Consider the following 24609-nt stretch of genomic DNA (forward strand, 5'->3'; position numbering starts at 1 on the left):
TTATTTTTCAATCATCTTCAAAAATTTTAGTTCCCCTTGGCATCTTCCGCATACATACCTTTTCGTGTCGAGTTTTCGACGACGAATGACTTCTTGTTGGCACTTTAAGCACTGGTACACTTGATACGTTTTCACAGCTAGCGGCGGTGTAAACCGTGAACCTCCTGTCTGCTTCAACAGTTGTTTGAATTCTCTATCCTTGTGCTGATACCCTCGTCCAGCTATATGCAAATGATAATGACAAAGTTCATGCTTGATGATTTTGATCAATTCTTCTTCCCCATATTTTTGAAAGACCAACTGATTGAAATCCAAATCATGGCTATTTAGATGGTAACGACCACCTGTTGTTTTTAATCGCTTGTTAAATGTTGCTCGATGACAAAAGGGACGTCGAAAAAATTCCTGAGAAATCTTTTCGACGAGAACCTGTAATTCTTGATTAGTCATGATTGTCACTTTGAACCATTGTCAAACTGATTCTGCCTTTTTTGACGTCCACCGCTTCAACCCAGACAGTTACCACATCTCCGACCGATACAACGTCCGTTGGGTGTTTAACAAATTTTTTGCTCAATTTAGAAATATGGACCAACCCGTCCTGTTTTACGCCGATATCGACAAATGCACCGAAATCAATTACGTTGCGGACGGTTCCTTGCAGTTCCATCCCTGCTTGTAAATCTTCCATTGTCAAAACATCTTGGCGTAATAACGGTGCGGGCATTTCATCACGCATGTCACGACCAGGCTGAAGCAACGCTTGAAGAATATCTTTGATTGTTTCTTTTCCGATTTCCAGCGCTTGCTGCAATTGGCTTAACTGCAACCCTTTGATTTTCTCTGTTGCTTCTTCAGAGCCTAAAGATTTAAGCTCCACATTTGCTAGAGCCAAAATCTCTTTCGCACTAGCATAACTCTCCGGATGGATCGCTGTTGTATCCAAAATATTTTTTGCATCGGGAATCCGTAAAAATCCAATGGCTTGCTCATAAGCCTTCGGTCCTAAGCGCGGCACTTTTTTTAATTGCGGACGTGATGTAAACGCGCCATTTTCTTCACGATACGTCATAATATTTTGCGCAGTGGTCTTATTTAGTCCAGAAGCATATTGCAGCAACTGCGGACTCGCTGTATTGACATTGACACCCACTTGGTTAACGGCTGTTTCAACGACAAAATCAAGTCGTTCAGATAACCGTTTTTGCGAAACATCGTGTTGGTATTGCCCTACACCTACCGCCTTTGGATCGATCTTCACTAATTCCGATAAAGGGTCCTGCAAGCGTCGCGCGATGCTGACTGCACTGCGCTCTTCTACTTGTAATTCTGGAAACTCTGCGCGTGCTACATCGCTGGCAGAATACACGGAAGCTCCTGCTTCATTCACGATGACATAAAACACTTCTTGTTGTACTTGTTTCAACTGCTCTGAAACAAATAATTCAGATTCACGACTTGCTGTCCCGTTCCCAATAGCAACCATTTCGACGCCGTGCTTTTTGATCAACGCTTGAAAGGCTGGGCCGGCTGCTTGGCGTTTGGCTTGAGGTGCTGGCTTATGGGGATAGATCACTTCGATGGCCAACACTTTCCCTGTTTCATCTACGACTGCTAGTTTGCAGCCAGTACGGTACGCGGGGTCAAAGCCCAACACGACTTTTCCTTTTAAAGGAGGTTGCAAAAGCAAGTTGCGTAAATTCTCGCCAAAGATATTGATGGCTTGTTCATCGGCATCTTCGGTCAATTCGTTTCGAATCTCTCGCTCAATAGCCGGGCCAATAAACCGTTTGTAGCTGTCTTTATAGGCTTCTCGAACAAATTCTGCGGTGATTGAACGACTATTTTGTACCAGTTGGCGCTCCAAGTAGTCAAAGACTTTGTCCTCTTCAACGACGATTGAAACCTTTAGAACCTCTTCTTTTTCCCCACGATTAGACGCTAATACACGGTGGGAGACCATTTTATTAATAGGCTCAGCGAAATCATAATACATTTCATAGACGCCCTTTTCATCCTTCTCGGCATCTTTGACTTTGCTTTGATAGACGCCCTTATTTTTCGTGAAGGTGCGAATCCATGTACGGAAATCCGGATTGTCACTGATTTGTTCGGCTACGATCTCATGCGCGCCTTGCAAGGCTTCATCTGCATTGGCGACATTCTCATTGATAAATTCTTCCGCTTTTGTATAAACATCCCCGTTTTGCGGAAAGCTTACTAAATACTCAGCCAAAGGTTCCAATCCATTTTCTTTGGCGATCGTTGCTTTTGTCCGACGTTTTTGTTTATACGGACGATATAAATCTTCTACTTTTTGTACTTTGACTGCTTTTTGGATTTTTTGTGCTAGTTCTTCCGTCAATTTTCCTTGTTCATCAATTAAACGCAGTACTTCCAGTTTGCGCTTCTCTAGGTTCTCTAAATAATTATAACGTTCTTCGATTTCGCGAATCTGGACTTCATCCAAGCTGCCTGTCATTTCTTTTCGGTAACGGGCGATAAAAGGCACCGTATTTCCGTCTGTCAATAAAGTTAAAACAACAGTGATTTGCTGTGGACGGTAATCCGTTAATTCTTTATTCAGTAATTGAATGATTTCTTGGTTTAAACCTTCTGCCATTTCCATTCCTCTTTTCATCCAAAATCTTATCTATTTTATCATAGTTCAGCGAACTTTGCTTCTATCCATCCATAGAAAAACCTTCACGTTCATCCGCAGTGAAGGGTCATTTAGAAATGATATTCTTACGTTGCCTCAACAGGTTTGGTAATTCTGATAAAATCAGTCCGGTTAAAGTTAATAAAATACCAAAAACTGTTTTAATCGTGATCGTTTCGCCTAATATAGCTACGGACGCGATCGTTGTTAACATAGGAATCGTATAAATATAAACTGTTGCTCGAACGGCGCCGAGGGTTTTGACTGAAAAGTTCCAAGTGACAAAACACAACGCAGATGCACCCACGCCTAAAAATAATAAATTGCTAAAGTTTCCTAGTTGAGCAAATCTAGAAACATCAAAAGAATCTATCGACAAGAATAGAACAGGAAGCATGAATAACAGTCCATAAAAGAATATTCGCTGCGTTGCTGCAATCGTTCCTTCGCCAAAAGTACTGATCTTTTTAACGATTAGCGAGTAGGAGGCCCAGCAAACTGTTGCTATTAAAGCCAGCCCATCGCCAATGGGGTCAACATTTAGTGTCCCCGATAAGCTGATCAATGAAATGCCGATCATGGAACAAATAAATCCTAAAACAAAAATTTTTGGAATCGTTCCTTGTTTCAGCACAAATCGGCTAATCAGCGCAGTCATGAAGGGACTGACCGAGCCTATGATTCCCACATTCATTGCTAGCGTATAGGTCAACGCGACATTTTCCAAATAGTAGTACAAGAAAACACCGAATAAACCAGCGATCATAGAATACTTTTCCTTTGACCATCCATTGAATGAAAGTCGCCTACGCGAAACAACCGTTAGAACTAAAAAACCGATCAAAAAACGAATAAAAAGAATTTCAATAGGTAAAAAATCCTTTAGCAATACTTTCGTAGAGATAAATGTTAATGCCCAAATCATGACCGTTACACTTGCGGATAAATGCCCTTTGACCGTCTCTGACATTCTTTCCCTCCTTCTTTCAATCAGTTGTAATATTTTAATTCATTTGATCTCTGTATACTTAACCACTATGCCATTTAAGAAATGACCATGCAAGAAAATTCAAAAAAAAGTGAGATTCTAGTCGAATCTCACTTAGCTGCTAAAAATCAGGCTGCCACGGCCCATGCTCATTTGGAAGCTCATAATCTTGAACAATGCCTTTAGTGTCAAAAACTACACCATGCAAGCTTCCTCCAAAAACAGCCCCTCCGTCAATACCGATCTTTCCATCTGATTCCCACAGAGAAGTCGTTTGCATGTCGTCGTAAAGCATAGGAGTAATCGTGTGTCCGAACACAATTGTTTTTCCCGTGCGATTTTTTCCTTCATGAAAAGGCTCACGAATCCATAGAAAATCAAATTCCGAAGTTTCTTTCCAGTTCTTCGTCAAGTCTATTCCCGCATGTACAAAAAGGTAGTCGCCCCATTCGTAATAAAAAGGCCTTTCGGATAAAAAAGAAACCAATGATCGATAGCGGCTGCGGATCATCATCGCGATTTCAGTCGAGGAATACTCATCTGTCGCCCCTTTATGAAGCAAGCTCTCGATGGTCTCTTTTCCACCATTATGAAGATAACTAGGAAACCAATCTTCCGGTTTTTCCATAAACTCTAAAAAGTATTGTTCATGGTTTCCCCTTAAGTAGACCGCTTGATACTTTTCAACCAGTTCCATACCTAAAAGCCAGCAGTCTTTACTCTTAGGTCCACGATCATTCAAATCCCCAATCAGCACGAGCTGCTGCTTCTCAGGTTGAAAATATTTCAATACTTGTTGAAACATTTCATACTCACCATGAATATCACCAATTACAAAAACTTGATCCATTTTATTTGCCCCCTTCAACCAAGGACTATCTTACCTTCCAGAAACGACAAAATAATTTCCATCAGTATCGACAAAATTGAAGACATATTCTTCACCGATTTGCGCTAGATCTCCCAACTGAACATTCACTTCTTGCAATTTCTTATATAGTGAAACAACATCGTCACTTCCGAAAATCAGTGCAGGGGCTGGTTCAGATAGTTCGTCATCATTATTTTCAATAAACGCGCGATCATAAATAACTAAATGCGTCGTACTCTCCTTACTCATCGCTACTTCCGCAACCTGCGAGCCATCTAATTCTTCAAAACTAATCTCGACAAAACCAAGACTTTGCCAAAATGCGCTCGCTTTTTTTACATCATTTGCATACAAAATCACTTTTACTTGTTCATTGAACACGGTATCCACTCCTCGAAAAATTTCTAAAAATATATAGTTAATATAACAAAAAGAAGCTTTTGAAGCGACTGTTAATTCATAGCCTTAAAAACAATCTGCACAAAGTTGCGCTGCTATAGTGAGTGTAACAAAAAAAGACTTGGTCGCGCTAGCCAAGTCTTTTCTATGATTAAGAATTCACTTCGATTGAAGCATTCTCATCTTTTAACATCTCTCGATCCAATTCATGAATACGTTCGCTCGTTACAACACCAGCGACCATACTGCCGCTAACATTAACCGCGGTACGTGCCATATCGATCAAAGGTTCAACTGAAATGACCAATCCTACGATAGCAACCGGCAAGTTCATGGCACCAAGGACGATCAATGAAGCAAAGGTTGCCCCACCGCCGACACCTGCAACACCAAAGGAACTGATAGTCACAATTGCGATCAACATGATGATAAATTTCAAATCAAATACGTTTACCCCGACTGTTGGCGCCACGATCGTTGCAAGCATCGCTGGATAAACACCCGCACAGCCGTTTTGACCAATTGAAATACCGAAGCTTCCCGCAAAGTTCGCTGTTGCTTCATCAACGCCTAATGCTTTTGTTTGCGTTTCAATATTCATTGGCAATGTTCCGGCACTTGAACGAGAAGTAAAGGCAAAACTTAAAGCTGGAAAAGCTTTTTTGAAGAAAGTAACTGGATTTACTTTGACGCCGAGCAATATCAACGAATGAACCAATAGTACAACGATCAACGCACTATAAGAAGCCAGAATAAATTTACCTAAGTTAACGATTGCTTCGAAATCACTTGTTGCTAGAACGTTGGTCATCAGAGCAAACACGCCATAAGGTGTTAGACGCAAGACCAAAGTCACGATACGCATAATAACTTTATAAAGACTTTCAATTAAATTGGAAAAGAATTCTGCTTCTTTTGGTGCTTTCCGGCGTACACCCAAGAAGGCGATGCCGACAAAGGCCGCAAAAATTACCACGCCGATTGTACTTGTTGGGCGTGTTCCAGCAAAATCAGCAAAAACGTTTGTTGGAATAAACGATAAGATTTGTTGCGGAATCGAAAAGTTTTGAACCATTGATTGACGTTCCGCCAACTCGTTGATTCGAGCAGTTTCAGCCGCACCCTTGGTGAATGTTGCACCATCAAGGCCAAAGACCATCACTGCAACGATTCCGATCAACGCAGCAATTGCTGTTGTTGCTAATAAAGTAACTAATACATTGGCGCTGATCTTCCCTAGTTTTTTACTTGATTTCATCTTGGTGAATGCACCGACGATTGAAATAAAAACTAACGGCATAACCAACATTTGTAATAATGAAATATAACCATTACCAACGATCCCGATCCATTCCATCGCTTGAGAAATAACTTTGCTACCATTTCCTAAAAGAAGCTGTAAAATACCGCCAAAAAGAATCCCGGCTCCTAATCCTGCAAATACACGATTAGAAAATTTCACATGTTTCTTTTGCATTTGGTAGAAAACTACAAGCAAGGCAACGAAAGCTAAGATCACTAATACAGTGAACAGAGTTGTCATTGTATTCCTCCTTAAAATAACTTTCTATAATGACAAGTCTGTCAAAGGAAGTAAAGGTTCCCGGTATCCGCTCTTCAGCGACCTACCCTAAAATATAGCTGCGCGACTCCTAAATTTTAGTGACCTTTAAATTATAACTTAGAAAAAATAATCTGTCTTATGATTTGCACTGTTCCATAGAAATTTTCATAATGATATTCATAAAAAAACCTCCATTTTAAAAATGGAGGTTTTTAACAGTTAGATGGTGTTGGAGGAGAAGTTTATTTTTACACCAGGTTGATCTAAGGCAATCTCGGTTATTTCGTAAACCATTCGTTCGATTAAACGCAAGATTGGTCGGATCATCTCGTTCGCTTCTGCTTCAGTTAGGTCGCTTTGCTGTTTGACTTCTCGTCCAATGACGTGGATCACCTGCGAAAACACCCCACCGATAATGAACTTCTCAAAGGGAATAACGAATTCAATTCGTACACCCATGATGCTATTTCCAGCCGGATACCCTGGATCAACTGCTTCCAACGGACTGAAATTAATCAATAATTTTTGTTTGACCACTTGGTCTTTTGGAGGAAGTCCATAATTAAACGACTCTACGACTTCCGGATCACGCTGTAATTCCATTTCATAACTCCTCATTCATAAGAAATAATCCATCAATTTTCAAATATTTATTAATGTCTGCATGATTCTCAAATAAATTTCTATTGCTTATCTTAATTATAGCTTTTTGCTTAGAATTTTTGTACCATTTCTTTTAAATTATTTATAAAATAAGTGGCATGAATTGCTTGATTGAAGTGATCGATATCAAAGAAAACGGTTTGTACACCTGCGTTGTTTCCAGCCTCTACGTCTAATTTTCGATCCCCGATCATTACCGTTTTTTCCGGGGATAGCTGGTAAGTATCTAAAAAATATTTAACGGAAGACGGGTCCGGTTTTCTAGGGAAGTCGGAGTCACTCCCAATAATATCCACAATAAAAGAATCCAGCCCATCGCGTTTCAACAAATCCCAAGTGGAGTCCACGGTTCGGTGTGTCAAAATGAAATGTTGCACGCCCTTTTCTTGTAATTCTTTTAGCATGTCTTTCGTTTCTTCAAAAGGATAGGAATCTTTATTGTCCTGCGCCTCATAAGCATGATAAACTCTATCAAATTCCGGTGCAGGCAACTTCCAATCAAGAATCATTTGACGAATAGACTCTTCCTTTATTTTCTTGTATACAAGTTTTTCGTCTTTTTGAAGATCAAAATCGTTAAAAGTTTTCATCAATGCCTTTAACATAATCGGGTATGTATCATAAAGTGTCCCATCAAAATCCCAAATATAATTCATCGTAAACCTTTCTAAGTAAACATAATAATTTTATAAAATATCTTTTTTTATAATTCTTAATTGTGCGTCCATCGTGTAAACCATTGGAGCGGCGTTAGGAATGTCAATTTGATCCACTTGATCTGTTGGCACATTTTCTAAAAACTGAACCAATGCACGCAAGCTATTGCCGTGACCACAAACTAAAACAGTCTTATTATCCAGCAAATCTGGAGCGATACACTCCTGCCAGAGAGGGATTACACGCTTCAACGTCATATGCAGACTTTCTCCTGTCGGTATCAGTCTAGGATCTAATTGGTCGTAGCGGCGATCAAAATGATTGTCCTTAGTCAATGGCGGCACTTCATCAAACCCTCTTCGCCATTTTTTTACTTGCTCTTTTCCAAAATGCTGGGCGATAGTCTCTTTATTTTTTCCAACTAATGCACCATAGTGACGCTCATTTAGGCGCCATGTCTTAAATTCAGGAACAAAACTTGCATCCGCTTGCTGCAAGATCATTTTTGCTGTTTTGATCGAACGTTTTAATACGGACTCGTACGCAACATCTATGAACAGGTCTGCATCTTTTATTTTTTTTCCAGCATTTTTTGCTTGTTCGATGCCCTTCTCGGTCAGATCTACATCTAACCAACCTGTCCAGTAATTTTGAAAATTGGCTTCACTCTCTCCGTGACGAACTAAAATCAACTTCATTCTCTCACCCTCTTGTTATAAGGATATCAGAAAAAGCCTAGTTTTAAAAACTAGACCTTTTTCGTGAATTGCGTATGACAATTTTTACATGTCACTTTGATTTTTCCTCGTCCTTTTGGAGCACGCATTTTCTGTTTGCACTCTGGACACTTAAAATAGCTATAGGTAGCTTTTTCCCCTTTAAAAACGTCTTTCATTTGAGCAATCCATTGAATAAATTTCTGATTCTCATTGCTTCGTGGATAGATTTTCTTTGAAAGAAATCGATAAAGTACGAGTGCAAATGCCGCGACTGCCAAAATGTTTCCAATATAATACGGGATCCAACGATCTGTAATCATCATTATAGCCCATAAAACCAACAATGCTTTATTGATTTGATCGAAACGACCGTAGCGCCCACGCATGAAATGTGCATATTTTTGATAAAGCTTCGTTACTCGCTGCATCCAGATATTTCCCAATGGAGAAGCTCCCTTCTAAAAAATTACTTGTTGTAGATCTTTGGTCCTTTACGCATATTTTTACGATCGTTTTTCGGTTTTTCCATTTTTTCCGAACGACCGCCGCCTTGTTTCTTCTTTATTAATTCTAGCATTTTTTCTTTTTGATTCATTTTTACACCGCCTTTACCAGTAGAGTCACTGATTCCACATGATAAGTTTGTGGGAATATGTCCACTGGTTGAACTTTCACAGCATGATAGCCAAGATCCTCATATCGTCTCAAATCTCTAGCTAATGTGGCTGGATTACAAGAAATATAAACGATTTTTTCAGGATTTACCGCAACAGAGGCTTCAATGAATTTTTCATCTAGTCCCTTTCTTGGCGGATCAACAAAAATTACAGAAGGTTCGATCCCTTCGCGTGCCCAGCGAGACATAATTTTTTCAGCTTTTCCGATTTCATAGTTCGCATTTTCGATACCATTCATTTTTGCATTGGCTTTTGCATCTTCAACTGCTTGAGGGACAACCTCAACGCCATAAACATGCTTCACCTTTTCTGCTAGTGACAGACCGATTGTTCCAATTCCGCAGTATGCATCTACTACGATATCTTCTGAACTTAACTCCGCAAAATCAATTGCTGTTTGATAGAGTACTTCTGTTTGCTGAGTATTTACTTGATAAAATGATTGAGGAGAGATGCGGTATGTCTTGCCTAACAATGTATCGTTGATCGTCGACTTCCCAAACAATACCTTCTCTTCTCGTCCCATGATCACGTTGGTTTTTTCTGGATTTACATTTTGGATCACTGAAACTACTTCAGGCAACTCTTTTTTAATCGTTTCGGCGATCTCCATTCCTTTAAAGAAACGTTCGGTTCTTGTTACCAGAATGACCATCATTTCATGACTGTAGTGCCCACGACGAATAATAATGTGGCGGATAAAGCCCGTATTTTCACGTTCATTATAAGCTTTCACATTGAAACGTCGTAAGATATCACGAACAGCTAGAATCGCTTGATCAATTTTTGGATCTTGTATCAAGTAATCTTCAATCGGTAGTAAGTTATGTGAATTTTTACGGTAAAAACCCGTCATTAATTGATTGTCGACTTTTTGTACAGGAATCTGTGCTTTATTGCGGTACTCAAAGGGGTTATCCATTCCTAATGTTTGAGCAACGGACAAATCCGGCAACTTTGCAATTGTTTTCAATACTTTTTCAACCTGCTGTTGCTTGAATCGTAATTGATAGTCATAAGTCATGTGACTTAACGGTGCAATTCCGCTTCTCAACAAGTCTAAATCCTTCACATCTTGACGTTCAGGATTTGCAGTGAATCGTTCGATTACTTTTCCGTAACCAAATTTCTTTCCAACTTTAACTGCTTTAACTGTCATTTCTTCATCTGGTAAAGCATTTTCGATAAACAGGGGATAGCCATCAATATGAGCGACACCGAGTCCTTCATGGGACAAATCGTCGATTGAGACCGTATATGTTTTATTTTTTTCTACTGTGGTCATTATATTCTCCTTCAAGGCTGATTCACCTATTCTAATGAATTCTACTAGAAAAAGCAAGGTAACACCGAGAGTTATAATCTTAAGAGTTGCATAAGCGACTAATAACTTTCTTACAGTGAATACTCTTGCAAACAAAAAACGTTTCTATCCATTTTGACAGAAACGTTTTTGTCTTATTTCTCTAGATCTTCGTCTTGGATCTTTTCGTATTCTTTCACGAGCTCGATGCCTGCTTCGCGTTTTTGATCGTCTTGGTCACCTGTACCTAAAATTGCGTCATCATTGATTTCATCCGTGTTGGCATAAAATTCAATGTGCTGATGAAGATTTTCAAAACGCATTGGCGCATCGCCGCCGTATTCGCCATCTAAATTGATCATCATTTTTTTATCCGTATCAATTAGACTAGCATCTAAAAAACTCGTTTTAACATACAGTACTTTTGAGTCATTGACGTGCTTTCCACCATTCAAAACAAGCGTAATTAAACGAACGATTTCAAATAAATTCGCCGTTTTCACTACGATCAACGAGAATTTCCCGTCATCCAATTTTGCGTCGGGGGCAATCGTCTCAAAGCCACCGATAGAATTGGTCAACCCAAGGAAAAACATCGATGCATTTCCTTCGTATTCGCCGCCTTCATAGACTAAGCGCATCTTTGTTGGCTTAATACGGGGAAGCATTTCAGCTCCTTTAGCCAAATAAGCTAAATAACCGAAAATGCTTTTTAATTCAGATGGCACCTCGTAGGTCAATTCCGTCAGAGAGCCGCCAGCAGCGATATTGATAAAATACGTCTCCGCGGCTTTCCCAATATCCATCTTGACTGTTTGCTGTTTTTGAATAACTTCTGCAGCTGCCTTAACATTGTTGCGAGGCACTTTTAACGCGCGCGCATAATCATTTGTTGTTCCGGCAGGAATAATCGCCATTTTAGGCCGTTTTTTTAACCCGGCAATCCCATTGACTACCTCATTGATCGTTCCGTCGCCCCCTGCCGCAACCACTAGTTCGAAACCAGCTTTTGCGGCACGAGTCGCTTCATTTTTCGCTGAATTCGGTTCAGGGGTCGTCGCAAAGGCACTTGCTTCATAACCTGCTTTTTCAATGGCATCCAAAATATCTGCCAAATTATTGCGCATGATCTCTTTTCCAGATACTGGATTATAAATCAGTCGTGCTTTTCTCATGTTCAAGCCCCTTACCGTTTCGCTAATTCCTCTTGAAGTAATTTATTTACAACACCAGGGTTTGCTTTCCCTTTAGTTGCTTTCATGATTTGTCCAACAAGGAAACCAACAGCTCGGTCTTTCCCATTTTTAAAGTCTTCAACTGATTGTTCGTTGTTATCAAGCACTTCATTGATCATCGGAAGTAATTGTGCAGGATCAGATAATTGGACAAGTCCTTTCGCCTCAACGACTTCTTTGGCCTCGCCGCCGTTTTGAATCAATTCACGGAAGACTTTCTTCGCGATCTTAGAACTGATTGTTCCATCAGAGATCAACGTGATCATGCCTGCTAAATTATTTGGTGTTAATTTAGTATCCGCTAATTCCAGCTTTTCACTATTCAAGTAAGCTGACACTTCACCCATTAACCAGTTGGACGCTTGTTTCGCATCTGCGCCTTCTGCTAATGTTTCTTCAAAGAAATCAGACATCTCGCGACTTAACGTTAAGACCATAGAATCGTATTCAGGCAACCCAAGTTCTTCCACATAGCGTTTGCGACGCGAAGCGGGCATTTCAGGCAATGTTTTCCCAACTTTTTCAATCCATTCGTCATCGATTTCAAAGCGAGGAATATCTGGCTCAGGGAAATAACGATAATCACTAGAGCCCTCCTTGACACGCATCAAGATGGTCTTGTTCGTTCCTTCGTCATAGCGGCGTGTTTCTTGTTGGATCGTTCCGCCAGATAACAATACTTTGGTTTGGCGTTGTACTTCAAAGGTCAAGCCTTTTTTAACAAAACTGATAGAGTTCAAGTTTTTCAACTCTGTTTTTGTACCAAATTCTTCTTGTCCGTAGGGGCGTAGAGAGATATTGGCATCACAACGCATAGAACCCTCTTCCATCTTCACATCACTAACGCCAGTGAATTGGATGATTGAACGTAATGCTTCTAAATAAGCATTTGCTTCTTCCGGTGAACGCATATCTGCTTCAGATACGATTTCGATCAACGGCGTGCCTTGACGGTTTAGATCGACAAAGGAATAGCCGCCGATACCATGCATATTTTTACCTGCATCTTCTTCTAAATGGACGCGTTCGATACGAATCTTTTTCTTTTTCCCGTTGACATCGATCTCGATCCAGCCATCATGGCCGATCGGCTCATCAAATTGAGAAATTTGGTAGGCCTTCGGATTATCTGGGTAAAAATAGTTTTTACGGTCAAAATGCATATTTTTTGAAATTTCACAGTTTAACGCCAGGGCGGCTTTCATTCCAAATTCGATTGCTGCTTTATTCATAACTGGCAGCACACCTGGATAGCCCCAATCGATGATACTTGTATTTGTATTTGCTTCCGCACCAAAGTGAGCGGGCGCAGGTGAAAAGATTTTAGAGTTTGTTTTTAATTCTACATGGACTTCAAGTCCAATGACTGTCTCTAAGTTCATTATTTGTCCCCCCCTAAAATCACTGGTTTTTGCTTATGGAAATCCGTTGCCTGTTCAAAGGCATAGGCGGCTTTGTACATCGTTGACTCATCAAAATGCTTGCCGATGATTTGCAGGCCGACCGGCAATCCTTCAGAGAATCCGGCAGGAACAGACATACCTGGCAATCCTGCCAAGTTCACAGGGATCGTCAAAATATCGTTCAAATACATCGTGATTGGATCATTGATATTTTCACCAATGCCAAATGCCACAGTTGGTGAGGTTGGACCAATGATCAGATCGTAATCTGCAAAGACCTTATCAAAGTCTTGTTTGATCAATGTCCGAACTTGTCCAGCTTTCTTAAAGTATGCATCATAATATCCAGCAGAAAGTGAGAATGTTCCTAGCATGATCCGACGCTTCACTTCATCACCAAAACCTTCAGTCCGAGTGTTGACATACACATCTTCTAAGTTTTGAACGTCTTCAGAACGGAATCCATAGCGAATACCATCAAAGCGTTGCAAATTAGAGCTTGCTTCGGATGAAGCGATGATGTAATAGACTTCTACCCCGTATTTTGAATGCGGCAGGCTAACTTCTTCAACAGTTGCTCCTAGTGCTTTGAAGGTTTCTACTGCTTTCGTAATTGCTGCTTTGACGCCCGGTTCGATTCCCTCTGCCATAAATTCTTTTGGCAAAGCGATCTTCATTCCTTTAATATCTCCTGTTAAACCAGCAGCAAAATCAGGAACAGAGACACCGGCGGAAGTCCCATCTTTAGGGTCATATCCGCTAATCGCGTTTAACGCTAACGCATTATCCTTTACGGTGCGGGTAAAGGGTCCAATTTGATCCAACGATGAAGCAAATGCAATCAGACCAAAACGAGAGACACGTCCATAAGTTGGTTTTAATCCGACAACCCCATTAAATGCTGCCGGTTGGCGAATACTACCACCCGTATCACTCCCTAAAGAAACAGGGACTTCTCCAGCAGCCACTGCTGCAGCAGAACCACCTGAAGAACCGCCGGGAACCTTTGTTTGATCCCAAGCATTTTTCGTTTTCTTAAAGTAAGATGTTTCGCTCGAACTTCCCATCGCAAACTCATCCATGTTGAGTTTACCTACTGGGATCAAGTCAGAGCTGTAAACCTTCTCCATGACTGTTGCATCATAAATAGGATCAAAATTAGATAAAATTTTCGATGCAGCGGTCGTCAATAGTCCTTTTGTTACGATGTTATCTTTGATACCGATTGGAATACCCGCTAAAGCATTTTCTTCAGAGATCCCTTTTGCATCGATCGCTTTAGCCATTTCTAATGCTTTTTCTTCATTTAAAGTAATGAACGCATCGACTTTCTCTTCAGTCTCTTTGATCCGGTCGAATGTTTCGTTTGTTAAGTCCGTTGCCGTGATTTCTTTTGAAACCAAAAGAGTGTGTAATTCTTCGATTGATTTATCGTATAATTTTTCCATTATGCACCAGCCTCTCCATTGTCAATGATCGCCGGAACCTTGATAAAGCCATCTTCGTGTTCCGGAACGTTTTTCATTAACTCATCACGCGACCAGCCTTCATCAGCTACATCCTCGCGCATGACGTTGATCGTTTCTAATACATTGGAAGTAAATGGCACGCCTTCTGTATCAACTTCCCCAAGTTGTTCGACCATGTCGATTATTTTGCCTAATTGATCCGTAAAACCGGTCAATTCATCTTCTGAAAAAGAAAGCTTCGCAAGTTTCGCGACATGTTTCACTTGTTCTTCATTGATTGCCATAATATCCCTCTTTCTTTTGTCAATTTTCAATCATTTTATCATAACTCTATTAGAATTCACGTTTTTTTCCTGAAATTTTTCGAAAAATCGCTCTCATCAATAAAACACAAATAAAACAGCTTCTAATAGATGTAACGCTTTTTATAATACCCGTTCGTGAATCCAATCGTCAATCGTCATTTAGACAAAAATACTTAATCTGTATGACTTTCTTCGATTGCTTGAATCATTTGTTTCTCATCCCAAATGTCAATTCCAAGATTTTGCGCTTTAGTCAGCTTGCTTCCGGCTTCTTCTCCTGCTACCACGATATCTGTTTTTTTAGATACACTACCAGTAACTTTTCCACCGAGCAGTTGAATCTTTTCCTTTGCATCTTCCCTTGTGTAGTCTACGAGTTTTCCTGTCAGCACGATCGTTTTGTCTTTAAATGGCGACTCCACTTCTGCTAATTGGCTGGCACGGATGCCTTTGTAGTCAAGGTTTACATGCCGATCTTTCAGCTCTCGCATCAATTCATGTACTTCTTCGTTCTCAAAGTAAGTCACTAAACTGTCGGCGATTGTTTCTCCAATCGTATTCAAGCCTACAATTTCTTCTTTCGTCGCTTGACTGACACCTTCAAGACTGCCAAAATGCTCTGCCAATATGCCCGCGGCTTTTGCGCCAACATGGCGAATTCCTAGACCAAAAATTAAGCGTTCCACTGAGTTTTCACGACTGGCGTCAATGGCCTGTAAGATATTCTCTGCAGATTTATCTTTGATCTTCTCTAATGTGAGTAACTGCTCTTTCTCCAAAGAATAGAGGTCGGCGACGTCTGAAACCAACCCTTTATCAAACATTTGTGCTAACACGCGAGGCCCTAATCCTTCAATATTCATCGCATTTCGAGATACAAAATGGCTGAGCCCCTCTTTGATTTGTGCGGGACATTTTGGATTGATACATCGTAGAGCAACTTCCTCATCTAAATGAACCAGTTCACTGCCGCAGATCGGACAATGCGTCGGAATCGGGTAGGGTTCACTTTCAGATGGCCGTTTCTCCAGAATCACCCGAGAAACCTCAGGGATAATATCCCCTGCTTTGTATACTAAAATAGTGTCCTTTAATCGTATATCTTTCTTCTCGATATAATCACTATTATGAAGACTGGCACGACCAACAGTGGTGCCAGCTAGACGAACCGGCGCCATAATTGCTGTAGGTGTCAACACACCCGTCCGGCCAATCGTCCAATCAATGTCCAACAATGTTGTCTGTGCTTCCTCTGGCGGAAACTTGTAGGCCGTTGCCCAACGCGGTGCCTTCACCGTAAATCCTAACTCATCTTGAATGCTAAAATCATTCACTTTGATGACGATACCGTCAATTTCATAATCCAGCTGCTCTCTTGTTTCGTGGAAATTCTCAATGTATTCCCAAACCTCATCAATAGTCTCACAGACACGGTGCTCAGGATTTGTTCGGAATCCTAAGCGAGACATCTCATTGAGCGCATGATCCTGTGTTGTTGATTCTAAAGGACCAAAATCTGCTAGTGTGTATAAAAAGGTACTCAAATTTCTTTTGGCTGCGACACGAGTGTCTAATTGCCGTAAGCTTCCAGCAGCAGCGTTTCGAGGATTGGCAAATACTTCTTTTCCTTCCTCTTCTCGTTGCTGATTGAGTTTGACAAAAGAGGCTTTAGGCATATAACATTCCCCGCGCACTTCAATGGACAAGGGTTCTTTCAGACGTAGGGGGATGGACTTGACCGTTTTTAAATTTTCAGTGATATTCTCGCCCACAGTGCCATCACCACGAGTAGCCCCTTGAACAAACACGCCATTCTCATATTTCAATGAGATCGATAACCCGTCTATTTTTAATTCCACACAATAAGAAACCGGATGTCCCACTGCTTTTTTCACACGTTCATCAAAAGCGATCAATTCTTCCTTGTTAAAAACATCATTCAAACTGTATAGAGGAATATCGTGCACCACTTTTTCAAATCCCTCTAAAATTTTCCCACCCACGCGTTGTGTAGGGGATTCTGGGGTGATAAGGTCAGGATATTCAGTCTCGATTTCAACAAGTTCTTGATATTTCTTATCGTAAACAAAATCCTCCACTGAGGGTTGATCTTGTACATAATATTCATAGGAATACTGATTTAGTTCATCTCGAAGTTCGGCTGAACGTTTTTCCGCTGCTTGAAAAGTCATAGCTTCCAAGAATATCCCTCCTAAAATTGGTTTCTATTATTATTTTTGTATTTTTTCAATTGGTGCAAAAGCGGCAAGCAATCGTTTGACCCCTTGTTGAGGAAACGCGATATCTAACTCCACATCTTTTGCATTCCCACTGACCTTCACCACAGTACCGACACCCCATTTTTTGTGTTGAACTTTGTCGCCAGGGTTCCAGCTTTCGTTCTCCCCGCCAGAGGCAGTTTTATCCATTTTGGGTTCTCGGGTAGCATGCTGATACTTAGGCTTCATAGGAGTGGTAGCTGTACTGAAAGGATTACTAAACGTCGCTTTAGGCTGCGGCTGCATCCCCACAGCATTTAACAAGCTGTCATCAATCTCTGCCACAAAACGAGAAGGCTGATTGTATTGCGTCTTCCCATAAAGCGTCCGAGAAAATGCATTGGTCAGATACAGGCTTTCTTCCGCACGGGTGATCCCGACATAAGCCAATCGACGCTCTTCTTCTAATTCAGATTCTTCCATTAAAGACCGAGACAATGGGAAGATTTTTTCTTCCATCCCAATTAGAAATACAATTGGAAACTCCAAGCCTTTAGCCGCGTGTAAGGTCATCAATGTTACTTGTGCGCTATCCTCTTGGTAATCGTCTAAATCGGAGACTAACGCCAAATCGTTTAAGAAAATCGCCAATTTTTCTTCTGGTGCATTTGCTGCATCGTCTTCTTGCGTCTCATTCCGCTTATCAAATTCTTTCGTTACAGTACGGAATTCCTCTAAGTTTTCTAAACGGGATTCTGCTTCAAGCGTTCGCTGGTTTTTCAATTCATCCAAGTAGCCAGTTCGTTCTAAAACTTGATCCACAAGATCTGTCACAGGTAAATAGGCGATCATTTCTTGAAACTGCGAAATCATCGTACCGAATTCACCGATCATCCGACCAGCTTTTCCAGAAATATTGGCTAAATCGACATTTTGCGAGGCTTCCACCATCGACCAATCATGCATCGCTGCAAAATTACGTAATTTCTCAACAGAAGCTGCACCGATCCCACGCTTTGGCGTATTGATCACTCGTTCAAAGCTGACGCCGTCTCGAGGATTATTGATGATATTCAAATACGCGATGATATCCTTGATTTCTTTACGATCATAGAATTTATGACCTCCAACCATGGTATAGGGCACATTTGATTTCACGAGGGTATCCTCGATTACACGGGATTGCGCATTTGTCCGATACAATACAGCAAAATCGTTATAGCTGCGGTTGTTGGATTGGATTTCCTCTTTGATCTTACTCACGATAAATTGTGCTTCATCTCTCTCGCTATCCGCACGATAATACGTGATTTGTTCCCCTGCTTGATTGTCCGTCCACAAGTTTTTGTCTCGGCGATTGCTGTTATTTTGAATCACCTGGTTGGCCGCATCCAGAATACTTTTGGTTGACCGGTAATTTTGTTCCAATAAAATAACTGTCGCATCGTTATAGTCTTTTTCAAAGTCTAAAATATTCTGCATGTCCGCGCCGCGCCATCCATAGATACTTTGATCCGCGTCTCCCACGACACATAAATTTCGGAAACGAGCAGCCAGCATATTTACTAGCGTATATTGTGCATGGTTGGTATCTTGATACTCGTCCACATGCAAATAATGAAATTTGTTTTGATAGTATGTCAATACTTCTGCGTTGTCTTCAAACAATCGGATCGTGTTCATGATCAAATCGTCAAAGTCCATGCTTTGATTGTTCCGTAACGCTTTCTGATACGCATCATAACAACGCGCAACAATTTCCTCGAAAAATGAGCCTTGGCGTTCTGCATAGGTTTCAGGTGACAACAACTCATTTTTGGCATTGCTGATCGCACCTAAGATGGATCGAGGATCATATTTTTTTGGATCAATATTTAATTCTTTTAAGATTCTTTTCATTAAGGTTTGCTGGTCTGAACCATCTAAAATCGTAAAATTCCGATCATAACCGATCGCATCCACGTCACGTCGCAAAATGCGCACGCACATTGAGTGAAACGTTGATACCCAGACATCTTCGCCGCCTTTGCCAAGAATACCATTGACCCGCTCTTTCATCTCTCGAGCTGCCTTATTTGTAAAGGTGATCGCCAAAATATTCCAAGGGTTCACGTTTTTTTCTTCTATTAAATAAGCGATGCGATGCGTCAAGACCCGTGTCTTTCCACTTCCTGCTCCCGCCATGATCAATAGCGGGCCTTCTGTATGAAGAACCGCGTCTTTTTGTTTAGGGTTTAGTCCTGCTAACAAGTCCAGTTTGTTTGGCATGCAAAACGTCCTTTCTCTATTCAATCTTTTTTATTATAGCATCTCGGAAAGTTTCGCGACACTAGCAACAATTTAAAAAAACGGATTCATTCATTCATACTTGTTTTTCATGTGAAATCGCGCTAAATTAATTAATGGTGTAAACAGAAATTATACTTTTTATGGCATAAAAAAACAATCATCTTAAGAAGGTACAGCATGAAAAAAGAACATGAAATCAAACGTTTAGATAGCACGAAAGTTATTTTTATTTTGAAAGGCATTCTTATCGGAGGGATTGCCGGTATTATCGTCAGTCTTTTTCGTCTCGCAATCGAGAAAATGATGGCTCATATAGTGACCTTTTATCTATGGTTCCGAGAAAATCCTTTATGGCTGATCCCATGGATTCTCGTAATGCTGAGCTTCGCGTGTATCGTTGGGCTTTTGATCAAATCAGAACCCGATATTAAAGGCAGCGGTATCCCCCAAGTAGAAGGAACGCTTCAAGGAGAAATTTCGTTGCGCTGGTTTTCGGTCTTGTGGAAAAAATTTATCGGAGGGATCTTATCTGTGGGTTCAGGCCTCTTTTTAGGTCGAGAAGGGCCTTCGATCCAACTGGGTGCGATGGTTGGGCAAGGGTTTAGTGAAATTACGCAGGCCTCTACTTCTGAAAAAAAGATTTTCATATCTAGCGGCGCTGCGGCTGGACTAGGTGCGGCCTTTAACGCGCCAATTGCCGGATTGCTTTTCGTAATTGAAGAGGTCCACCATCACTTCTCTCCTTTGATTTGGCTGACATCTCTGACTGCCGCCTTAACAGCGAATTTAATTTCATTGAACTTTTTTGGATTAAGACCTGTCCTGTTTATCGCAAATGTCCCGTCTTTGCCGTTGAAGGAATATGGTTGGTTAATTGGACTGGGGGTTCTCCTGGGACTTTTAGGTTATGTCTACCAATTAGTTTTGTTGTCTCTACCGCGTTGGTATAAACATACTCATCTTCCAGAATACCTTTATGGGATCGTTCCTTTCTTATTGATCGTTCCTATCGCCTTCTTTTTTCCGCATTATTTGGGCGGCGGGAATCAAATTGTTCTAGCACTTGGCGAACGCAATCTTTCATTGAATTTATTGATTTTTCTATTTTTATTGCGCTTCATTTTTTCAATGGTGTCCTATGGTGCGAATCTTCCTGGGGGTATTTTTCTTCCCATTTTGACATTAGGCGCATTGATTGGCGGAATTTATGGAACAATGCTTCATCAGTGGGCCGGACTAGATGCCCAATTTATTCGGGACTTCGCGATCTTTGCAATGGCTGGGTATTTTACAGCGATTGGGAAAGCTCCACTGACGGCAATTATTTTAGTGACAGAAATGGTTGGAAACATCACTCATCTGATGCCTTTAGCTGTGTGTTCCCTTACTGCATATGTAGTGAATGATTTGTTAGGCGGAAATCCGATTTATGAATCGTTACTTGAGCGGCTGTTAAAAGGGCACCTTCCAAGCATCACAGGAAACAAGACGATCATTGAATTTCCCGTAACGGCAGAAAGCACCTTAGATGGCACCATGGTAAGAGATTTCAACTGGCCGAAAGAAATGCTGTTGATCTCGATTCGGCGAGGATCTTCTGAAATCCTCACTCATGGAGATACCGTGATGAAAGTCGGTGACCTGCTTATGATTTTAACGGATGAAGGGTATACCCAGAAAATCAAGAAACAAATTCGTGAGCGATCCGATGCAGCAATTGCCAAGAAACAAGACAAAGCAATCAGCGATTGAATCGAAAGTAAATCCATAAAATTCTTAACAAATGAAAAGCCAAACGACTTTTTACTTTTCATTTGTTAAGTAAATTATCGTTTGACTTTTCATTTGTATTTTATAGGTAAATACGGATCTTCTTATTTTTGTATCAATCCTGCAACTTTTTGGCTAAGTTTTCGTTGATGTACACAGAAACTTGACCATCATTGACAGGGAATACACCTTGTCCATTTTCATCCAAGGTCACCCGTGCGTCGTTGTTGCCTAACAGGTCTACGAAGGTCTTGCCTTCATGGATAGCACTGATCGTCATTTCTTTCTCTCCGCCTGTCGCATTGGTCATAATAATCGCAGCACCAGAATCCTCATCGTCAAACGCTCCTGTCAAGGTCCAGCCAATGACATTCGAGTCATCAAAATAATCCGCTTGGTTTCCAAAATTCGCTATGTCGCGTAATTTAATTAGGCGGTTCAATCCGTTACCAACGGCTTCCGTTTTTTCTGTTCCATACAAGTCTCCCCAGAATACTACGGGTGTTCCTTCATTTCTCAACAAAATCAAGCTGTACGCCTGAAGTTTGAACCATCCTTCAACCCAGGATTCTAAACTTTGACCAGGCTGAGTATCATGGTTATCAACAAATGTGACCGCCCAGTCTGGACGCGTCTCGATCAATGTCCCTGAGAAAATCTGACGCATATCAAACTCTCCCATCGTAGACGATGCTTGAAAAAGATTAAAATGCAGCGGAACATCAAAGAGTGAAATCAAATTCCCTGATGAATCTAGATAATCCTGCAATTTATCCAATTCATCCGACCAATATTCCCCTACCACGAATAGGTCTTCTCCCTTTTCCCCTCGGCGGTGCAATAGCCAATCAACAAACAAATCAAAACGAATATGCTTGACCGCGTCTAAACGATACCCATCCATATCTGTTAGTTCTTGGTACCATTTCCCCCATTTGTCCAACTGCTCAACGGTCTCAGGATTTTCCATGTCGAGGTTGCACCCCATCAAATAATCGAAGTTGCCGTTTTCATCATCTACTTTTGGCTCCCAGCCCTTATCGGCGAAATTAAAGATCGCATGATCCTTTTCCCGTGCGTCGTAATCAACACCAGAAAAATTTTTCCAATTCCACTGATAGTCATTGTATTTCCCCTTGCGGCCAGGAAATGTGAACTTTGTCCACGCTTCGATTTCTTCTTCTCCAGAGCTTGGCTTGGTTCGATCATCAAAGTGATAGGATACTGCCGAAACAACCTCTGTTTCGTCGGCCCCCATAAAATGATCAAATACAATGTCCGCATAAGTCTTTAAGCCAGCTTCTTTTAATGCAGCAATACTGCTCAAATAGTCTTCTTTTGTTCCATACTTCGTGGCGATACTTCCCTTTTGATCAAATTCGCCCAGGTCATAAAGATCATAAGTTCCATACCCTACATCATTAGCACCTTCTGAGCCTTTGTAGGCCGGGGGCATCCAGATCGCATTGATACCAAAGTTGCGTAATTCTTCTGCTTTTTCAGCCAGTGTTTTCCAGTGATTTCCATCCGCAGGAAGATACCATTCAAATCCTTGTAAAATTGTTTGTTTTCTCATAACCTTCACCTCCATATCTATCATACCGAAAGTGAAAGATCCTTCAAAATATGACGCCCTAAATACCCGCTTTAAATGTTTTTGACTGTTTATGGCTGTTTATGGTTGAAAAAAGAAAATAATTGTGATAGTATTTCAGGTGAAGGAGGATTGAAAATGCTTACAGAAGAACGACACCGTAAAATAATTGAATGGCTTGAACGTGATGGATTAGTGAAATCACAAGATTTGATCCAGTATTTAGACGCTTCTGAATCAACTATACGACGTGATTTGCAAGAGTTGGAAGATTTGGGAACATTGGAACGCGTTCATGGCGGCGCAAAGCGACCTCAACATTTGGAACAAGAATTGGGGATTTTTGAAAAATCATCCAAAAACGTTCAACAAAAAAAACTTGTTGCTCAGTTAGCAGCAGAATGTATTGTTGAAGGCGACGTCATTTATTTGGATGCTGGCACCACGACTTCTGAGATGATTCCCTATTTGACAAACCGAGCAATCACTGTCGTCACGAATTCCGTTGGTCTTGCTGCCCGGCTCGTTGAATTGCAAATCGCAACCATCGTTTTAGGCGGTCGGATAAAATTGACAACAGATGCCGTTGTTGGTTCCCAAGCCTTAGAGCAGTTGAAACAATACCGGTTCAATAAGGTCTTCATGGGAATGAATGGCATTCATCTCGATAGCGGATTTTCTACGCCCGATCCTGAAGAAGCGATCCTTAAGCGGACAGCCATTCAACAATCTGAAGAAGCTTTTGTTTTAGTTGACCATAGTAAATTCAATCAAACGAGCTTTGTCAGTGTTGCTCCATTGTCTGCGGCTTCAATCCTCACAGATACCTGTCCTTTGGTTATTCATGATCAAATCACAGAACAAACTACCCTGAAGGAGGTTTCTGTATGATCTATACAGTGACACTTAACCCATCTATCGACTATATCGTTCACGTTGATAAACTTACGATTGGTGATGTCAATCGAATGAAAACTGATTTTAAGCTACCCGGCGGAAAAGGGATCAACGTTTCCCGAATCTTGAAGCGTATTGATAATGATTCGACCGCGCTAGGATTTCTTGGCGGCTTTACCGGACGCTTCATCGAAGAATGGATGGAACGAGAAACCATCCAAACAAACTTCACACCTGTTAGCGATGACACACGGATCAACATCAAATTAAAAGCCAAAGACGAGACAGAGATTAACGGTCAAGGCCCAGTAGTTTCTGCGGAAGAAATGAATGAACTAAAAAAAGTATTGGGTCATTTATCCCCCGAAGACATTGTTGTTTTATCTGGCAGCAAGCCTGCGAGTGTTCCAACCGGCTTTTATCAAGAATTGATCGAGATCATCAAGTCTCAAGGCGCCTCTTTTGTCATTGATACCACCGGAGCTGACTTGATGGATGCGTTAGAAAAAGGACCTTTATTGGTAAAACCAAATAACCATGAATTAGCCGACCTTTACCAAACAACCTTTAGCTCCGTTGAGGATATCTACCCATTCGGCCAAAGATTATTGGATGAAGGCGCGCAGCATGCGCTAGTTTCTATGGCTGGTGATGGCGCGTTGCTCTTTACTAAAGACGGGATCTATCGTTCCAACGTATTGAAACGCTCCGTTAAAAATTCTGTTGGCGCAGGAGATTCCATGATCGCCGGTTTCGTCGGCAACTATACGAAGAGTCAAGATCCTGTTGAAGCATTTAAATGGGGCGTTGCTTGCGGTAGTGCAACTACCTTTTCAGATGACCTAGCCACTGCAGAATTTATTCAAGAATTATTACCAGAAGTAGAGATCACTAAAGTTAAGTAATAGGATCTCCCTTCTGTTGA

At 41.0% G+C, this 24609-nt stretch carries 22 protein-coding genes; 3 read left to right on the forward strand and 19 right to left on the reverse strand.

From position 1 onward, the window contains the following. From IGI66_RS07660 to pcrA, 18 genes are all read right to left on the reverse strand, one after another. On the reverse strand, positions 1-450 hold the full coding sequence (locus IGI66_RS07660; protein ID WP_010780648.1) for a SprT family protein: 450 nt from the start codon (positions 448-450) through the stop codon (positions 1-3). Further along, the gene (locus IGI66_RS07665) at positions 443-2623 is read right to left on the reverse strand and encodes a Tex family protein (RefSeq protein WP_438848353.1); all 2181 of its coding nucleotides are present in this window, start codon (positions 2621-2623) and stop codon (positions 443-445) included. Before IGI66_RS07665 ends, IGI66_RS07660 begins: the two co-directional genes overlap by 8 nt. A gap of 106 nt (positions 2624-2729) precedes the next feature. Continuing rightward, positions 2730-3632 (reverse strand): DMT family transporter, encoded by a 903-nt coding sequence (locus tag IGI66_RS07670; protein WP_438848355.1) that lies wholly within the window; start codon positions 3630-3632, stop codon positions 2730-2732. 139 nt (positions 3633-3771) lie between these two features. Further along, positions 3772-4500: a metallophosphoesterase family protein gene (locus tag IGI66_RS07675; RefSeq protein ID WP_438848357.1), complete on the reverse strand. Its 729-nt coding sequence runs from the start codon at positions 4498-4500 to the stop codon at positions 3772-3774. Between the two features lie 30 nt (positions 4501-4530). Beyond that, positions 4531-4902, reverse strand: a complete 372-nt coding sequence (locus tag IGI66_RS07680; RefSeq protein ID WP_086303716.1) for a VOC family protein — start codon at positions 4900-4902, stop codon at positions 4531-4533. 169 nt (positions 4903-5071) lie between these two features. Beyond that, positions 5072-6463, reverse strand: coding sequence for an L-cystine transporter (locus IGI66_RS07685; RefSeq protein ID WP_010780643.1), 1392 nt, complete (start codon positions 6461-6463; stop codon positions 5072-5074). Between the two features lie 240 nt (positions 6464-6703). Then, positions 6704-7087, reverse strand: a complete 384-nt coding sequence (locus IGI66_RS07690) for a DUF1149 family protein (protein WP_010780642.1) — start codon at positions 7085-7087, stop codon at positions 6704-6706. Between the two features lie 110 nt (positions 7088-7197). Further along, on the reverse strand, positions 7198-7803 hold the full coding sequence (locus IGI66_RS07695; protein ID WP_438848360.1) for an HAD-IA family hydrolase: 606 nt from the start codon (positions 7801-7803) through the stop codon (positions 7198-7200). 30 nt (positions 7804-7833) lie between these two features. After that, on the reverse strand, positions 7834-8502 hold the full coding sequence (locus IGI66_RS07700; protein WP_316406727.1) for a 2,3-bisphosphoglycerate-dependent phosphoglycerate mutase: 669 nt from the start codon (positions 8500-8502) through the stop codon (positions 7834-7836). A gap of 50 nt (positions 8503-8552) precedes the next feature. Beyond that, positions 8553-8966 (reverse strand): hypothetical protein, encoded by a 414-nt coding sequence (locus tag IGI66_RS07705; RefSeq protein WP_438848362.1) that lies wholly within the window; start codon positions 8964-8966, stop codon positions 8553-8555. A 23-nt stretch (positions 8967-8989) separates the two neighbouring features. Beyond that, positions 8990-9118 carry a hypothetical protein gene (locus IGI66_RS07710; protein WP_010780638.1) on the reverse strand — a complete coding sequence of 43 codons (129 nt, stop codon included), beginning with the start codon at positions 9116-9118 and terminating at the stop codon, positions 8990-8992. A gap of 2 nt (positions 9119-9120) precedes the next feature. Beyond that, on the reverse strand, positions 9121-10485 hold the full coding sequence (gene rlmD / locus IGI66_RS07715) for a 23S rRNA (uracil(1939)-C(5))-methyltransferase RlmD (protein WP_086303713.1): 1365 nt from the start codon (positions 10483-10485) through the stop codon (positions 9121-9123). A 173-nt stretch (positions 10486-10658) separates the two neighbouring features. Next, positions 10659-11678 (reverse strand): diacylglycerol kinase, encoded by a 1020-nt coding sequence (locus tag IGI66_RS07720; protein WP_010780636.1) that lies wholly within the window; start codon positions 11676-11678, stop codon positions 10659-10661. An 11-nt stretch (positions 11679-11689) separates the two neighbouring features. Continuing rightward, positions 11690-13120, reverse strand: a complete 1431-nt coding sequence (gene gatB, locus IGI66_RS07725; RefSeq protein ID WP_288228053.1) for an Asp-tRNA(Asn)/Glu-tRNA(Gln) amidotransferase subunit GatB — start codon at positions 13118-13120, stop codon at positions 11690-11692. Continuing rightward, positions 13120-14589 (reverse strand): Asp-tRNA(Asn)/Glu-tRNA(Gln) amidotransferase subunit GatA, encoded by a 1470-nt coding sequence (gene gatA / locus IGI66_RS07730; RefSeq protein ID WP_314581738.1) that lies wholly within the window; start codon positions 14587-14589, stop codon positions 13120-13122. Before gatA ends, gatB begins: the two co-directional genes overlap by 1 nt. Continuing rightward, complete coding sequence (gene gatC, locus IGI66_RS07735) at positions 14589-14894, reverse strand: Asp-tRNA(Asn)/Glu-tRNA(Gln) amidotransferase subunit GatC (protein ID WP_114524504.1); 306 nt, start codon at positions 14892-14894, stop codon at positions 14589-14591. The genes gatA and gatC overlap by 1 nt, the downstream gene beginning before the upstream one ends. Before the next feature lie 194 nt (positions 14895-15088). Next, positions 15089-17107, reverse strand: coding sequence for an NAD-dependent DNA ligase LigA (ligA, locus tag IGI66_RS07740; protein ID WP_438849284.1), 2019 nt, complete (start codon positions 17105-17107; stop codon positions 15089-15091). Between the two features lie 39 nt (positions 17108-17146). Then, positions 17147-19402: a DNA helicase PcrA gene (gene pcrA, locus IGI66_RS07745; protein ID WP_438848365.1), complete on the reverse strand. Its 2256-nt coding sequence runs from the start codon at positions 19400-19402 to the stop codon at positions 17147-17149. Positions 19403-19600: 198 nt separating this feature from the next. Here pcrA and IGI66_RS07750 point away from each other — a divergent pair, with 198 nt between their 5' ends. Further along, on the forward strand, positions 19601-21175 hold the full coding sequence (locus IGI66_RS07750; protein ID WP_431378116.1) for a ClC family H(+)/Cl(-) exchange transporter: 1575 nt from the start codon (positions 19601-19603) through the stop codon (positions 21173-21175). Between the two features lie 133 nt (positions 21176-21308). Here IGI66_RS07750 and IGI66_RS07755 read toward each other — a convergent pair whose 3' ends face one another. Continuing rightward, positions 21309-22769 (reverse strand): alpha-amylase, encoded by a 1461-nt coding sequence (locus IGI66_RS07755; RefSeq protein ID WP_438848367.1) that lies wholly within the window; start codon positions 22767-22769, stop codon positions 21309-21311. A gap of 156 nt (positions 22770-22925) precedes the next feature. Here IGI66_RS07755 and IGI66_RS07760 point away from each other — a divergent pair, with 156 nt between their 5' ends. Then, positions 22926-23678, forward strand: a complete 753-nt coding sequence (locus IGI66_RS07760; RefSeq protein WP_367378006.1) for a DeoR/GlpR family DNA-binding transcription regulator — start codon at positions 22926-22928, stop codon at positions 23676-23678. Then, positions 23675-24589 (forward strand): 1-phosphofructokinase, encoded by a 915-nt coding sequence (pfkB, locus tag IGI66_RS07765; RefSeq protein ID WP_438848369.1) that lies wholly within the window; start codon positions 23675-23677, stop codon positions 24587-24589. The genes IGI66_RS07760 and pfkB overlap by 4 nt, the downstream gene beginning before the upstream one ends. Positions 24590-24609: the final 20 nt, after the last annotated feature.

Source organism: Enterococcus sp. AZ048 (genome assembly GCF_051715125.1).
Lineage (GTDB): Bacteria > Bacillota > Bacilli > Lactobacillales > Enterococcaceae > Enterococcus_A > Enterococcus_A gilvus.